The sequence below is a fragment of the Salinivibrio kushneri genome (assembly GCF_005280275.1).
Lineage (GTDB): Bacteria > Pseudomonadota > Gammaproteobacteria > Enterobacterales > Vibrionaceae > Salinivibrio > Salinivibrio kushneri.
The window spans coordinates 2,653,192-2,668,695 of sequence record NZ_CP040021.1; the positions used below are offsets into that span (position 1 = coordinate 2,653,192).

The 15,504-nt window shown below is 48.3% G+C and carries 11 protein-coding genes; 2 read left to right on the forward strand and 9 right to left on the reverse strand.

Annotation, left to right across the window (positions count from 1 at the left end):
• Positions 1 to 291: 291 nt before the first annotated feature.
• From FCN78_RS12215 to FCN78_RS12235, 5 genes are read right to left on the reverse strand one after another with little or no spacing between them, the layout of a single operon-like run.
• A complete protein-coding gene (locus FCN78_RS12215) occupies positions 292 to 1,302 on the reverse strand; it encodes a GlxA family transcriptional regulator (RefSeq protein ID WP_077659669.1) in 1,011 nt (336 codons plus the stop codon).
• A 7-nt stretch (positions 1,303 to 1,309) separates the two neighbouring features.
• Complete coding sequence (locus FCN78_RS12220; protein WP_077659670.1) at positions 1,310 to 2,050, reverse strand: class II aldolase/adducin family protein; 741 nt, start codon at positions 2,048 to 2,050, stop codon at positions 1,310 to 1,312.
• 17 nt (positions 2,051 to 2,067) lie between these two features.
• On the reverse strand, positions 2,068 to 3,552 hold the full coding sequence (locus FCN78_RS12225; RefSeq protein ID WP_077659671.1) for an aldehyde dehydrogenase family protein: 1,485 nt from the start codon (positions 3,550 to 3,552) through the stop codon (positions 2,068 to 2,070).
• A gap of 60 nt (positions 3,553 to 3,612) precedes the next feature.
• The gene (locus FCN78_RS12230) at positions 3,613 to 5,277 is read right to left on the reverse strand and encodes a choline dehydrogenase (protein ID WP_077459465.1); all 1,665 of its coding nucleotides are present in this window, start codon (positions 5,275 to 5,277) and stop codon (positions 3,613 to 3,615) included.
• 17 nt (positions 5,278 to 5,294) lie between these two features.
• Entirely contained in the window at positions 5,295 to 6,443 is a 1,149-nt protein-coding gene (locus FCN78_RS12235; protein WP_069361552.1) for an aromatic ring-hydroxylating oxygenase subunit alpha, read from the reverse strand.
• Between the two features lie 541 nt (positions 6,444 to 6,984).
• On the opposite strand from FCN78_RS12235, the gene FCN78_RS12240 reads away from it, so the two are divergent.
• Positions 6,985 to 7,911, forward strand: coding sequence for a choline ABC transporter substrate-binding protein (locus FCN78_RS12240; protein WP_069361553.1), 927 nt, complete (start codon positions 6,985 to 6,987; stop codon positions 7,909 to 7,911).
• Positions 7,912 to 8,106: 195 nt separating this feature from the next.
• Here the strand turns inward: FCN78_RS12240 and FCN78_RS12245 are convergent, their stop codons facing one another.
• The 3 genes from FCN78_RS12245 to nudC form a co-directional block, all read right to left on the reverse strand.
• Positions 8,107 to 9,264, reverse strand: coding sequence for an FAD-dependent oxidoreductase (locus FCN78_RS12245; protein WP_077459377.1), 1,158 nt, complete (start codon positions 9,262 to 9,264; stop codon positions 8,107 to 8,109).
• Between the two features lie 43 nt (positions 9,265 to 9,307).
• Positions 9,308 to 9,475, reverse strand: coding sequence for a rubredoxin (locus FCN78_RS12250; protein ID WP_069361555.1), 168 nt, complete (start codon positions 9,473 to 9,475; stop codon positions 9,308 to 9,310).
• Between the two features lie 212 nt (positions 9,476 to 9,687).
• Positions 9,688 to 10,458 (reverse strand): NAD(+) diphosphatase, encoded by a 771-nt coding sequence (gene nudC, locus FCN78_RS12255; protein WP_077659672.1) that lies wholly within the window; start codon positions 10,456 to 10,458, stop codon positions 9,688 to 9,690.
• A gap of 144 nt (positions 10,459 to 10,602) precedes the next feature.
• On the opposite strand from nudC, the gene FCN78_RS12260 reads away from it, so the two are divergent.
• Entirely contained in the window at positions 10,603 to 11,088 is a 486-nt protein-coding gene (locus FCN78_RS12260; protein WP_069361557.1) for an Rsd/AlgQ family anti-sigma factor, read from the forward strand.
• A 157-nt stretch (positions 11,089 to 11,245) separates the two neighbouring features.
• Here FCN78_RS12260 and rpoC read toward each other — a convergent pair whose 3' ends face one another.
• The gene (gene rpoC, locus FCN78_RS12265) at positions 11,246 to 15,460 is read right to left on the reverse strand and encodes a DNA-directed RNA polymerase subunit beta' (RefSeq protein ID WP_069361558.1); all 4,215 of its coding nucleotides are present in this window, start codon (positions 15,458 to 15,460) and stop codon (positions 11,246 to 11,248) included.
• Between the last annotated feature and the right edge of the window lie 44 nt (positions 15,461 to 15,504).

Here is a 15,504-nt window from a genome sequence, read left to right on the forward strand (position 1 = left end):
ACTGTCACCTAGGGACGGCAAAGGATTGCTGATCATTTAACCACATGTTACAACCAACCTATAACGACAATAGGTCTACGAAAGACAACATGTTCGCATCTTACCCCGGCTCCCCTACGGCCGGGTTTTTTTATGCCTGTGCCAAGGTGCAGCTGGCCTCAATCAAGCGTCAGGCTTTACTTTATTAGCTCCTAAGAAGCAATGTAAAAATTTAGTACGGTCATCAGCCCTGGATGGAAATAGTCATCACTTACTTGAAAAATATTGACCTTCGCATCCCATAGTAAGGCCTCAACACGATCCTTTCTCGGCCCACATTCGACTGACTGGAAACACAGGAGCATCGCGCGATTGAATCCTATCTTCACTCGGTGCACAATCGAAGAATCGGCGATAAGTTCTTGAAAAGTGCTCCTGCGAGGTAAAGCCGCTACTCACGGCTACATCTGAAACACTCAAGTCAGTTTGCTGTAGAAGACGATGAGCCCGATTAATTCGAAGCTTTAGATAATACTGTTTTGGAGAGAGACCAACTTCTTTTCGGAAGCGTCGCTCTAGCTGGCGAACCGATAGTCCAACAAACTCAGCCAGCGCTTTTGCATTTAAAGGTGACTCAAGTGTCTGGTGCATCATTCTGACTAGACGCCGCATCTGAGCTGAAGTAGCCACGTGATGTTCTGGCGCATGGGAAAGCTGCTTCGCATCACTACGGCGCTGACGCCGCTCAAGTAGATGGTCTCGTAATGTATCAACCAACGCTACCTCAATTTTCGTCACCAGCCAGGCCAGCATCATGTCTATTACAGCCGTTCCCCCAGCACAGGTCATGCGATCCCCTGATAGGTTATATAGCTCGCTGACTGGTTCAATTTTTGGGTAAAGCTCTTGAAAAGCCTCAAGATTATCCCAGTGCACTGCGGCTCTATGTCCATCCAGTAATCCTGCTGCGGCGAGAACATCGACGCCCATTTCTATACCGACAAGCCTAACGCCCGCTGTATCACAATGTCTCAACCACATACTGATCTGTCGATCGCTACGAAAAGCCTTAGTTTCAAAACTGGCTAATACAAATACAGTATCGAACTCGCTCGGCGCGGGCCACTCTGTTTCAACTGCAATGGGAACACCGTTTGAGGCCGGAACAGTAGGCTCAATACCTAAAAGGCTCCATTCGAAGCGCGTTTCTTGCGCCAACCAATTAACAATAAAAAGCGGATCCAAAAGACAGCCGAGACCAGAAAAAGAAAACTCAGGAAACAGCAATATACCAATACGATGAGTAGAGCTTTTTAGAGGCATCCGTTATTTAGCTCCGGTAATCGCTTTCTTCCCGATCAAGGACTCGCATCAAAGCAGCAAGGTGGGCCTGCGGTGAGCCCATTTTTATATAGTCATCCCACTGCTCTGCTGTAAGTCGCGCCACCTCTTTAGAAACAGGAGATAACGGCAAACCACTGGCACGGGCCACTAAATAATAACGGCAGGCTCGCTCAAAATAGTAGAGGTTATCGAAAGCGGTAGCCACGTCCGGGCCGATTGCAATGACACCGTGATTACCGAGTAATAAGATCGGTTTTCGATTATCAGCCATAGCAGCTAAACGTTCTGCTTCATCGCCCAGCCCCATCCCCTCAAAGTTGTGATCAACGCTGAATCGTTCAAAAAAACGCATAGAACTCTGCTCAATCGGAGGAAGCTCTGGGTTATCAAGACAAGATAAAGCAGTAGCATAAAGACTGTGGCAATGTAGAATGCAGCCTATATCTCTATTTTGCCGATGCATTGCACCATGTATCGCCCACGCTGTAGGATCTATATCAGCAGGTTCAGCTTCCGTGTTTGCCGCAACTTCGAGCAAATCACTCGCTTTTATCTCGGAAAAATGCCTACCGGCAGGATTTATCAAAAATTTTTTTTCTCGGTAGTTGGTCATCACACTACAGTGGTTCGCTGCTGCCTCATGCAAGTCTAAACGCGCCATCCAGCGAAACACACATGCTAGCTGCTCACGCAATGTTCCTAAAGTACCCTCCTGATTCAATGTCATTGTGCTGTCCTTAATCATTAATAATGAATCCAGCGTGTTTTCAACGCCATATATTTGTGCATACCAGCTAGACCATAGTCTCTACCAATCCCTGACTGTTTCATACCTCCAAAGGTCGTTTGTGGACTAACCGCATCAACACCGTTGACTGTAATCGTCCCTGCTTGAATTAAGTCGCAAAGACGGTGAGCTCGGCTAAGTCGTTGCGTCCATAGAGAGGCAGCGAGGCCGTAGCAACTATTATTCGCTAAAGCCACTGAATCCATATCCTTTTGAAAGCGCGTAACTGTCAAAACCGGGCCAAATATCTCTTCTTGGAAGATTCGATGCTTCGCTTCTACCTCAGTAAAAATGGTGGGCATGACAAAAAGAGAGCCCTCACCTACAGTGACCACATCACCACCGACTAGCAAGTTTGCCTCATGCTTTCCCACCTTAAGATAGTCTATGAATTGTTCAAATTGCGACCTGCTCACGATAGGTCCAAGATTTGTGTCAGGGTTTAGTGGATGACCAGGGATCAATTGCTTAATTTTTTTTTGAAGTAAGGTGAGAAACTCTTCGGCTATACCGTCTTGAAGTAAAAGTCGAGAATGCGCAGAGCATACTTGTCCCGCGTTGGTAAAAACGCCTGAAATAACCGCGTCTGCTGCTGCATCAAGATCTGCGCAGTCGTCAAAAACGATATGAGGACTCTTACCGCCACATTCGAGCCAAACGGGTTTCATGTTGGACTCACCAGCGTACACTAGGAATCGTTTTCCTATTTCTGTTGAACCAGTAAACCCGATAGCGTCAATATCTGGATGACGACCTAATGCTTCGCCGGTAACGTGACCATATCCAGGTAAAACATGAAGTACTCCGCGGGGTAATCCTGCCTCCTCACAAAGCTCCGCTAGCCGCAATGCTGACAAAGAAGACTCCTCAGATGGCTTGAGTACCACACTATTCCCACCCGCTAATGCTGGCGCGAGTTTTACCGAAGCATTATGTAAAGGATAATTCCAAGGAACGATAGCACCAATAACGCCTAATGGCTCGTAAGAGACGGTCGCCTGCACGCCATCAGGAGAAGCTGCGACTTGATCGTAGTGTTTATCTTGCAACTCACCATACCAATCAAACAAAACCGCTGACTCTTCGACATCTTCTAAAGCTTCGCTAATACATTTTCCTACTTCCAAACAATCTAATAGCGCCAGCTCTTGTTGATGTTCTCGGATTGTTTGAGCAATATTTTTCATAATTACGCGACGTTCACTTGGAGCAAGTCCAGACCATAGCCGCCTTTCAAAAGCATTTCTCGCTGAAGCAACCGCGTGATCAACATCTTGAGTACTGGTCGCGGCAATCTGAGCTAATGGTTGCTCTGTCATTGGGTTAATAGTAGGTAGTGTCGTACCATCGCTAGAAGGGCAACGAACGCCATCTATCCAAGCATTTCCATTAACGCGAATTTCGGCAGCTCGAGCCTGCCACTCCTGAAATGTAAAAGACATGTCAACTCACCATTGTAACCTGGTTTAAAAAATATACGCTTACGCAAATGGGCTTTACAGCTAACGCTGTTTATTCTGCCATTCTGGGTGAACCCAAGTAGGTGCGTCTGATAGAGGTAAAGGAGGACGGCCTAAAATTAGGTCTGCCGCTTTTTCAGCAATCATGATCGTGGGGGCATTCGTATTCCCGCTTACAATCACTGGCATAATGGAAGCGTCAATCACACGCAAGCCTTCAACGCCATAAACTCGAAGATTAGGATCAACAACCGCTTCGTGATCTTCCGCCCCTCCCATTTTACAAGTACCTGCCGCATGATAACCGGTTTCGGTCGTTTGGCGTGCCCAATTATCTAACTCATCATCACTTTGATATTCGACGCCAGGTGATATCTCTTTTCCTCTAAAGACATCAAATGCCGGCTGCGATACTAATTCACGCACTAGTCTGACGGCCGAGCGCATATCTGCGCGATCACGCTCAGTACTTAAATAGTTAAAAACAATCTCTGGTGCGTCTGCTGGATCCTTGCTATTTAAGCGTACTCGGCCCAGACTTGTTGGCCGCATGAGATCGATATGTATTTGAAAGGCGTGTTCTTTTAACGTATCTACGGTTCCCGGTTTAACCGCCAGCGACATAAATGTAAGTTGAATATCAGGGTACTGAACCCCTTTTCGCGAGCGGATAAAAGCACCAGCCTCGAACTGATTGCTCGCTGCCAGACCCGTTTTTTGAGCGAACCAGCGCAGACCCGTCCATGCTTTGAGAGGGAATCGTGTCCAAGGGGCATTGGATACCGGCTTGGGGCATCGGTAAGCGATAACCGTATCAGGATGATCACTTAGTCGGCGACCAACACCTTCCAGTGAGCACTGAACAGGAATTGACCAACGTGCTAACTCTTCTTTCGGTCCAATACCAGACAACATTAGCAGTTGCGGTGTGTTGATTGCACCACCACAAAGTAACACTTCACGCTTGGCCATTATTTCGTGGGACTCGCCACTTCGCTGGTAACGAATACCAACCGCACGTCCCTTTGAAACTAATACTCTCTCCGCAAGCGCACCTGTGATAACGGTCAAGTTGTTCCGTTGGCTAGCACGTCTTAAGTATCCTCTCGCAGTACTCCAGCGGCGCCCCTGCCAAGTCGTCTTGTCGACTCGTCCGAAACCTTCTTGACAATAACCGTTGACATCATCAGACAACACATATCCCGCCTGCTCTCCAGCAGCGAGAAAAGCCTGAGAGAGAGGGTCATGTGGTTGTCCTGCGCTAACTTTTAAGGGCCCACGGTCACCGTGGTAATGATCTGCGCCTAACTCATGACATTCCGCGCGCATGAAATAAGGCAAGACTTCTCGATAGCTCCAACCATCACATCCACTAGCGGACCAGGTATCATAATCAAGCGCATGCCCCCTAATATAGACCATACCATTAATGGACGACGAGCCTCCTAAGGCTTTTCCTCTAGGTGTAGCAACGGACCGCTGGTTAAGCCAAGGCTCTGGTCCCGACCAGTAATGCCAATTAAAACGATCAGAATCAATTGCAGCTCCCATAGCAGCTGGCATATCGATTTTCCAAGATTTATCACGTGGCCCCGCTTCCAACAGTAAAACTTTATTTTTGCCATCTTCCGTGAGTCGGTCAGCAAGAACGCAGCCAGCCGAACCTGCACCGACAATGATGTAGTCATATTCAAACTCATTGCGCATAGCGCGTTCGTCCCTTTTTACTGGTGTGACTGATTAATGCCATGAAGAGCTCGGAAAACGAGCCGATGAAAGTGTAAAACTAAATGCTCACTTTCATTACTGCGCTCACTATCAATCATATAGCGCCCCTGATCATAACCCAGAGAGTGAAGGCCTTTCTGAACCGAAATATTAAGATCAATGTCTTCTGGACCAAGGTCATTATTCATCCAGTCAATTGCCGCACGCGATACCTCAGGGAGTTCATCGTATGGTGTATAATAACCAAAGCGTAAGATCGTGTGCTCCTCATCCAAAGGAATCATCATAAACGTGCCCATACACTTTGAGTAAGGAAATTGATAAAAGGTGTTATGAGGCCAAAGACCTATATTGAAGAAATCACTTGCATCAATATCGCTATCAACAGGCACGCCATATGCTGATTTGGCTTCTCTGTTAGCAGGAGCTGAATACGTCCACCAGTTATCCTTATGAACTAAATTGTATTCCGAGAAATCAATTAATGAGGCTAGGTCAACGTGATGCGGGCCGGATAACTGAAAATGGTATCCTTCAATAGAGTTATCCATGATGACTTTCCAGTTCGCTGGAATAATTACATCATCCTCTTGGACCAGCTTCATTTCATCCATCTTAGGAATTGACTGACGAATTGCGGCTTCCGCATCGGGAAAAAGCGTCTCCATATCAATTGCATTACTGTCTAAATTGAAGAAGACAGAGCCTGCAAACTCTTGCACACGCACGGGCGGAATCCGATGCTCGTCAATATTGAACGTTGGAATATTCTGGCTACGAGGAGCCCCTTTAAGCGCGCCGTTTTGACCATAGCACCACGAGTGATAGGCACAGCGAATTAAACCTTTTTGCACACCTCGAGTTTCATTGAGTAGGCGATTTCCTCGATGCTGACAAACATTGTGAAATCCATGAATATCCCCTGCCTTATCGCGCATCAGAATCACACTCTGATCAAATATGTCGCGCACAACATATGCACCTGGCTCGGACAATTCATTAACGTGACAGCCAAAGTGCCACGCCCCCATGAAAATGCGGTCTCTCTCGGCTTCAAAGATAGTTCGGTCATAAAAATAGCGTGAAGGAAGTGTAAGTGCCTGCTCAGGGATCTGCTCATCCCAACTGGTTTGACTCTGTGACATGTTTTACCTCTCACTATTTAATAGAAAAGGGAATTATAAAGATGCCACACGAAAGAGCATGATTAAAAACGACACTCAATCCAAAGATATATGGTTATTACGGGCAAAATATTGTCGATTAAAATCATAAGACTCGGTAAGGCACATAAAAAGCAATTGACTAAAAACGACATATAGACAAATTTTACCACCTTGAATATGGTCACCCTCACTTAAAGCTACTATCCATATCTCGATAGAAAGCAGTCGATACGAAAGCATTAGAAACACGCACCGACAACCAACCATTTTAATAGTCATTGATGAAGAGCTCGGTGAATAACTTGCAAACAACCGCTAGAGCATATAGGGTTCGAAATTGTTACAAGTCAGCAAATTTAAGATATTGAAAAAGAGCCACAATAAAATTGTGCACTCAAAAAAATCTGTATGTGTGGGTTAGGATATCCCATCACACATGGATAGCCATTGCTGACTTCCCATTGAGGGATTAGGCCCTGCGCCTCTTTATTTTAATAATACACATGGAAAGGAAAGCATTATGAAATTACGTTCGATTATTGCTATGAGTATGTTGGTAAGTAACGGCGCGCTAGCCCAGCCTGAACGATGTGAGACCATTAGTTTTGCTGATGTAGGCTGGACAGATATTACTGCTACGACTGCATTGGCCTCAGTAGTTCTAGATAGCATCGGCTATAAAACTGAGAGTAAGCTACTTACCATTCCAGTAACTTTGAAGTCATTAGCAAATGGAGACGTTGACGTTTTTCTTGGCAACTGGATGCCAACAATGGAGGCTGATATTGCGCCTTACCGCGATGCGAACTCTATAGACTTGCTAGGTAAAAACCTTGATGGTGCCAAATATACATTATCAGTGCCTCAATATGTCTACGATGCAGGAGTGACCAATTTCAAAGACATCTCCGAGTATGCTGATAAATTTGAAGAGAATATTTACGGTATTGAGCCTGGCAATGATGGTAATCGCCTCATTCAATCTATGATCGATAAAAATGCTTTTGGGCTTAAGGACTTCGAACTCGTATCCTCTTCTGAAGCGGGAATGCTTTCTCAGGTCAGTCGCGCCGTGAAGCGAGGCGATTGGATCGTTTTCCTAGGGTGGGAGCCTCATCCGATGAATGCCCGCTTCGATCTGGCATACCTTGATGGCGGAGATGATTATTTTGGCCCTAATTATGGCGGAGCCACGGTACATACCAATACGAGGAAAAACTTCACAAAGGAATGCCCTAACGCTGGCCGCTTCATAGATAATATCCAATTTACACTTACCATGGAAAACGAGGTGATGACAATGATACTTGACGACGGACAGAAACCCGAAGCCGCTGCCAGAGCGTGGCTAGCTAAACATCCCAAAACCTTAAATACATGGCTTGAAGGTATTAAAACTACCAAAGGTCAACCAGCAATAGAGGTCGCAAAGTCCTCATTAAAATAAGTATAGGATATAGACTTGAACAGAGAGAATTTTAGTTTATCCTCGACCCGAGTACCTTGATCGAAGGTGCTCTCCCTTAACCATTTTCTATTAACTCACTTTGAGTCTATGCTAGGCATAAAATCGAGATAGCTCGATTTTGTGCCTAGCATTCACAGCTTATCGGTGACGAATAATATCAATCAATAATATCAGTTAGTTATGAATTGGTGGCAGTTCTTTCGTCAGAGCTTGCTTCTCATTCATGAACTCTCCCGTAATGGCAAACCCTAGAAGCTTGTCATCATCTCCTCGAAATAACGCCTTGATATCTTCACTCGCTCGCTCGACATGCCAGCTCCCGTGTACATCGGCTGGGGGTGGATAAGCAGCTGTGGGACAACAAGGTGTTTTTACCATTACTGGCATCGCGCCATATGAGATATCGGTAGGCTCTCCAGTCAAGGTTTTCGCTAGCGCACGCGCGCAGCTCATCAATGGTTGAACGTAAGGCAATACATGGCCATCAACCTCAGCACAATCTCCGAGTGCATAGATATCTGGTAGGCTTGTCTCCAATCGACGATTGACACAAATACCATGAGCAACATCCAGTCCCGCTTCCGCAGCAATAACAGTATTGGGTCGCAAGCCCACGGCCGAAATCACACGATCGACTTCGAGTATTTCACCACTATTTAAGTAAAGAGAGAGTCCGTCACTTGTCTCATCAATGCGCTCTACAACTACTCCAAGATGAAAACAAACCCCCTCGTCACGGAGGCTCTGAATAACACGATCTCCTACTATCGGTGGCAACAATCCCGGCATAACACTCTCGCTAGGCGCTATCACATTGACATTGTAACCGCCACTTCGTAGATCATTGGCGAACTCACAACCGATTAACCCTGCCCCCATTATAGCGACTCTATCCACGCCTACGAGCGCATGTCGGAAAGCTCTATAATCCATTAAGTTATTGATAGAGTATACATGCTTGAGACCATCGCCGCTAAGATTCAGACGAATAGCACTTGCCCCGCAGGCAAGAATCAAACGGTTATAACTCACACGCTCATCATCAAGTAGAACCTGTTTCGACTCGGAATCAATGCCCGTCACACATGATCGAGTTAACAACTCGACGTCTAACCGCTCAGCCATTACATCTGCCTGGAACTGAACTAACTCATCTGGTGTCTTTTCTTTTTGGAAGCCGGTTGAAAGTATTGGCTTGGAGTAGCTGTTACCATCGTCGGCAGTAATCATAAGTATCGATGTGCTTTTGTCATACTTTCGAATTTCCCGAGCAAGCGTATAACCAGCTAGACCGGTACCAACGATCACGATCGGCGCTTCACTAGTGCTCATGCCGAAACCTCCTAATCCATTAAACGTTATTGCCGAACACTGGTTAGCCAATCTCAACCATCTCAAAGTCCTCTTTGCCTACGCCACAGTCTGGGCAAACAAAGTCTTCTGGGACATCTTCCCAAGCCGTACCCGGCTCTATCCCCTCGTCGGGCCATCCTTTAGCTTCATCATAAATCCAGTCACAAACTAGGCATTGCCACTTTTTCATTGATACCTCCAAACAACAAAATTGGAAGGAAAGCATAATTGTTGAAGATCTCACATGCAAACATCGTTCACATTGTCGACTCTCTTGTTGGGTAAAGTTTATTTTTCAAACAATGTAATCGGGTAACTTTTTAATAGGCGACTGATGTTGGCAGCCGTATTCATAAAAGATATGTTCGCATCTTACCCCGGCTCCCCTACGGCCGGGTTTTTTTATGCCTGTGCCAAGGTGCAGCTGGCTTCAATAAGACGTCGAGCAATGGTGCCTTTAGGCGCGACTGGCGGTAGGGCGTCGCTGTCAAACCATTGTGCATCCCTCAATTCCTCATAATCTGGCCTTAGCTGACCGTCCGCATAGTCCGCCAAGAAGCCCATCATCAGATTGGAGGGAAACGCCCAAGGCTGGCTATCCATATAACGGATATTTTTAACACGAATGCCCGTCTCTTCCTCGACCTCACGCGCCACACACTGTTCGAGTGTTTCTCCGGGCTCGACGAACCCAGCAATCACGGTGTACATCCCCGTTTTATGCCTTGGATGTTGTGCGAGTAGTAACCGCTTATCATCACGTACCGCCACAATCACACAAGGCGACACACGCGGATAATCGTGACGCTGACAGTTGGCACACCGCATCGCTACCGCCTGAGCGTCAAACTCCGTACGCTGACCACAGCGACCACAATAGGCTTGCTGCTGGCGCATATAATCGAGCTGAACCACACGCCCCACTAATGCAAACAAGTCGGCTGACAGGCTGGGGAGTAAGTCTCGTAAACCGGCCATCTCATCATCCGGAAGCACCGGGTTACAATTAAATATCCCGACCACAGGCAGCTGCTGATAGTCACCGACAGTCACCATATCACCGCCAGAAAAGGGCAACTGCGACAAGGGGATACATGGCAGCTCACCCTCTGGTAGCCACAGTTTGCCCTTGGTCATCGCGCACACATAGACGGCTTGTTGATTCTGAGACATGGTCACTTCCTTAGCCTTGCAGCTATACTTGAATACTGGCAATCTAGCTTTATAACGTGATGCAAAGGATTGAGCAGCCCGTTAATTTTCAGCCGGCCTTATATAGTGCCATTCATTCGCTGGTCGATCACGAGGATACCGATCATGCTGAGACAACTCGAACGAACCAAAGCACAATGGAGCGGTTACGACGAGGTTATCGATTACTGGCTCGAGCTACGTCGCCAACTGTTGGTGGAATATTACAATGTGGCTGGCGTGGCCGCGAAAAAGAAGCAAACCTTGCCAACCAAAGCGGAGCTTGACCGCTTCTGTGACTACCTAGTCGATTACATCTCCACCGGTCACTTCAAAATTTATAATATGGTCATGGAACGTTGGCAGTCGACAGGCTTCTCTGCCACAAAAGAGACAGACAACCTCTATTTCCGTATTGTCGACACGACTGATCCACTGTTGGACTACAACGATAAGTTTAGCGCGGTCGACCTCGACGATGATGATTATGACGCCACGGATTTCGACCAAGACATGTCTGCGATTGGTGAGTGGCTAGAGCAGCGTTTTGAGTTAGAAGATACCCTGATTCGCGTCATTGCCGACAGCCTTGCTCATCCACCCGGTGCGTAACTCAACCTGCCGGTTAGCCGTATAACGCCGCCAACCTGGGCGGCTTTTTTGTTGCTGTCATCACTGACAACCCCACACGCCAGATAAACAAAAGGCACCTCCGAAGAGGTGCCTTTTTATTTCGCTGTGGGCGTTGATGTTATCAACGCTTCCACGCTTAGCTGTCGTCGTTCAGACCTGCATTTAGCAGTGCAGCAAGATCTTGCGAGGCTTGCTCAGCATCGACCTGAGGTGCCACAGGCTGCTCTGGCTCGGCACGTTTCGCTTGGCGATCTTTGTGATACGCGAAGCCAGTACCGGCTGGGATCAGACGACCCACAATCACGTTCTCTTTCAGACCACGCAAGTCATCACGCTTACCGGCCACGGCTGCTTCAGTCAGCACGCGCGTCGTTTCCTGGAACGATGCCGCTGAGATGAATGACTCAGTCGCCAACGAGGCTTTGGTGATACCCAGCAGATCACGACCAAAGGTCGCCGGCTGCTTGCCTTCCGCTTCCAGATCGCGGTTAGCAATCATCACACGTGAGTATTCCACCTGCTCGCCTTCCAAGAACTCTGTATCACCGGCAGACTTAATGGTCACCTTACGCAGCATCTGACGCACGATGGTCTCGATGTGCTTATCGTTGATCTTAACGCCCTGCAGACGGTAAACGTCTTGGACTTCGTTAGTGATGTATTCTGCTACCGCGTGAATGCCACGCAAGCGCAGAATGTCGTGTGGTGATTCAGGACCGTCTGCGATCACATCACCTTTCTCGACTTTTTCACCTTCGAATACGTTGAGCTGACGCCATTTTGGAATCATCTCTTCGTAAGCTTTACCCTCTTCTGGCGTGATAATCAGGCGGCGCTTACCTTTGGTTTCTTTACCGAAGGAAACAGTGCCTGTGATCTCTGCCAAGATAGCAGGCTCTTTTGGCTTACGTGCTTCAAACAGGTCAGCAACACGTGGTAGACCACCAGTAATATCCTTGGTACCGCCGCTTTCTTGCGGGATACGAGCAAGGGTGTCACCAATACCAACGCTTGCACCATCGTCTAGTTGAACAATCGCTTTACCTGGCAAGAAGTACTGAACCGGCATATCAGTGCCAGGTACCATCACGTCGTTGCCTTGAGCATCCACCAACTTCACTGCAGGACGCTTGTCTTTACCGGATGATGGGCGCTCAGACGCATCCATAACCACAATAGAAGACAGACCAGTTAGCTCGTCCGTTTGACGCTGCATAGTCGCACCATCAATCATATCCACGAAGCGAAGGCTACCTTCTACCTCAGTGATGATTGGCATGGTGTGTGGGTCCCAGTTAGCCACCACGTCGCCGGCTTCAACGGCTTCACCGTCTTGCTTACCAAGCATGGCACCGTAAGGGACTTTGTAGCTCTCTTTGGTACGGCCAAACTCATCCACAATGGTCATTTCTGTGGCACGCGAGGTAATCACTAGCTTACCATCGCTGTTAGTCACAGACTTGGCATTGTGTAGGTGCATAGAACCTTTGTTCTTCACCTGGATGTTGTTTTCTGCTGCTGCACGCGATGCCGCACCACCGATGTGGAAGGTACGCATGGTCAGCTGTGTACCTGGCTCACCGATAGACTGAGCGGCGATAACACCCACAGACTCACCGTGGTTAACCAAGTGACCACGTGCCAAGTCACGCCCGTAACAGTTCGCACAGCAACCAAAGTCAGTTTCACAGGTCACGACAGAGCGCACTTTGACCTTGTCGACAGAGTGGTGCTCAAGGATGTCACACCATTTCTCGTCCAACAGAGTATTGCGTGGTGCCAGCACTTCTTCTGTACCCGGCTTAAGCACATCTTCGGCCACCACACGGCCCAGCACACGCTCACGCAGCGCTTCTTTTACGTCACCGCCTTCGATAACCGCCATCATGTGGATACCGCCTTCGGTACCACAATCGGTTTCGGTCACGACCACGTCTTGGGCAACGTCAACCAGACGACGCGTCAGGTAACCTGAGTTCGCCGTCTTCAATGCGGTATCCGCGAGACCTTTACGCGCACCGTGCGTGGAAATAAAGTACTGAAGTACGTTCAGACCTTCACGGAAGTTCGCGGTGATTGGCGTTTCGATGATCGAGCCATCCGGTTTAGCCATCAGGCCACGCATACCAGCGAGCTGACGGATCTGTGCAGCAGAACCACGTGCACCTGAATCGGCCATCATGTATACGCTGTTGAACGAGCTTTGCGTCTCTTCTTCACCGTCACGGTTAATCACTGTCTCGTTAGACAGATTATCCATCATGGCTTTCGCGACTTGCTCGTTCGCCGCCGCCCAAATATCGATCACTTTGTTATAGCGCTCACCAGCGGTCACCAGACCCGACTGGAATTGCTCTTGGATTTCCGCAACTTCACTCTCAGCCGCTTCAATCAGATCGTATTTCGCTTGTGGGATCACCATGTCGTCGATACCGACAGAGGTGCCCGATAGCGCTGAGTAAGCAAAACCTGTGTACATGATTTGGTCAGCAAAGATAACCGTATCTTTCAGACCCAACTTACGGTAACAGGTGTTGAGCAAGTTAGAGATTTGCTTTTTGCCCAGCGGCTGGTTAACCAAGTCAAATGACAGGCCTTCCGGCACGATGGTCCACAGCATGGCACGGCCAACTGTGGTATCGACTAGCTCTACTTTCTCAGTGCGAGCGCCCATCTCATCGATATCGATTTGCTTGATGCGCACTTTTACACGGCTATGCAGTTCAGCATGACCGGTACGGTAAACTTTTTCAGCTTCACCTGGACCAGCCAAGTACATACCTTCGCCTTTACCGTTCACCTTCTCACGGGTCATGTAGTAAAGACCCAGTACCACGTCCTGAGACGGTACGATGATAGGATCACCGGATGCTGGCGATAGGATGTTGTTGGTCGACATCATCAACGCACGCGCTTCGAGCTGGGCTTCCAGCGTCAGCGGTACGTGAACAGCCATCTGGTCACCATCGAAGTCAGCGTTATAGGCCGCACACACCAATGGGTGTAGCTGAATCGCTTTACCTTCGATAAGCACAGGTTCAAACGCTTGGATACCCAAACGGTGAAGCGTTGGTGCACGGTTCAGCAGGACAGGGTGTTCACGGATGACTTCATCCAAGATATCCCATACCACAGCTTCTTCGCGCTCAACCATCTTCTTGGCGGCTTTGATAGTGGTCGCCAGACCACGGGTCTCAAGCTTGCCGTAGATAAACGGCTTAAACAGCTCGAGTGCCATTTTCTTTGGCAGACCACACTGATGCAGACGCAAGTATGGACCCACGGTAATCACCGAACGGCCAGAATAATCAACACGTTTACCCAGCAGGTTCTGACGGAAACGACCCTGCTTACCTTTGATCATGTCAGCCAGCGATTTCAGCGGACGCTTGTTCGAACCGGTGATCGCTCGGCCACGACGGCCGTTATCCAGCATTGCATCCACAGACTCTTGCAGCATGCGCTTTTCGTTGCGCACGATGATGTCTGGGGCCGCAAGATCAAGCAGGCGCTTCAAACGGTTGTTACGGTTGATCACGCGGCGATACAGGTCGTTAAGATCTGATGTCGCAAAGCGGCCACCATCCAACGGCACCAATGGACGTAGATCCGGCGGCAACACAGGCAGCACGGTCAGGATCATCCATTCAGGGTTGTTACCTGATTGCAAGAAGGATTCAACCAGCTTCAAACGCTTGGTGATCTTCTTACGCTTGGTCTCAGAGTTGGTCTCTTCGAGCTGCTCACGCATTTGTTCTGTCTCAACCGACAGATCCATGTTCGCCAGCAGTGCTTTGACTGCTTCAGCGCCCATGCGCGCGTCAAATTCGTCGCCCCACTCTTCGAGTGCGTCTAGGTATTGTTCCTCAGACATCATCTGACCACGCTCGAGGTTGGTCATGCCGGGTTCAATCACAATATACGACTCAAAGTAAAGCACACGCTCGATGTCACGCAGTGGCATGTCCATCAGCAAGCCGATGCGCGATGGCAGCGACTTCAGGAACCAAATGTGGGCAACAGGAGAAGCCAGCTCAATGTGACCCATACGCTCACGGCGTACTTTGGTCTGAGTAACTTCAACGCCACATTTTTCACAAATGACGCCGCGGTGCTTGAGGCGCTTGTACTTACCGCAAAGACACTCATAGTCTTTGACCGGGCCAAAGATACGTGCACAGAACAAACCGTCACGTTCAGGCTTAAAGGTACGGTAGTTAATGGTTTCTGGCTTTTTCACCTCACCAAACGACCATGAGCGAATCATGTCAGGTGAGGCAAGACCGATTTTGATCGAATCAAATTCTTCGGTCTTATGTTGTGCTTTCAGAAACTTAAGTAAGTCTTTCACAATCGGCTCCTGTGAGGAGTTGACCCATAAAGGCGCTGACAGGC

What these genes read in the sequence shown, in the direction of transcription:
- FCN78_RS12215 (WP_077659669.1), bottom strand. Translation starts at nt 1,302, where the DNA reads ATGCCTCTAAAAAGCTCTACTCATCGTATTGGTATATTGCTGTTTCCT.
- FCN78_RS12220 (WP_077659670.1), bottom strand. Translation starts at nt 2,050, where the DNA reads ATGACATTGAATCAGGAGGGTACTTTAGGAACATTGCGTGAGCAGCTA.
- FCN78_RS12225 (WP_077659671.1), bottom strand. Translation starts at nt 3,552, where the DNA reads ATGTCTTTTACATTTCAGGAGTGGCAGGCTCGAGCTGCCGAAATTCGC.
- FCN78_RS12230 (WP_077459465.1), bottom strand. Translation starts at nt 5,277, where the DNA reads ATGCGCAATGAGTTTGAATATGACTACATCATTGTCGGTGCAGGTTCG.
- FCN78_RS12235 (WP_069361552.1), bottom strand. Translation starts at nt 6,443, where the DNA reads ATGTCACAGAGTCAAACCAGTTGGGATGAGCAGATCCCTGAGCAGGCA.
- FCN78_RS12240 (WP_069361553.1), top strand. Translation starts at nt 6,985, where the DNA reads ATGAAATTACGTTCGATTATTGCTATGAGTATGTTGGTAAGTAACGGC.
- FCN78_RS12245 (WP_077459377.1), bottom strand. Translation starts at nt 9,264, where the DNA reads ATGAGCACTAGTGAAGCGCCGATCGTGATCGTTGGTACCGGTCTAGCT.
- FCN78_RS12250 (WP_069361555.1), bottom strand. Translation starts at nt 9,475, where the DNA reads ATGAAAAAGTGGCAATGCCTAGTTTGTGACTGGATTTATGATGAAGCT.
- nudC (WP_077659672.1), bottom strand. Translation starts at nt 10,458, where the DNA reads ATGTCTCAGAATCAACAAGCCGTCTATGTGTGCGCGATGACCAAGGGC.
- FCN78_RS12260 (WP_069361557.1), top strand. Translation starts at nt 10,603, where the DNA reads ATGCTGAGACAACTCGAACGAACCAAAGCACAATGGAGCGGTTACGAC.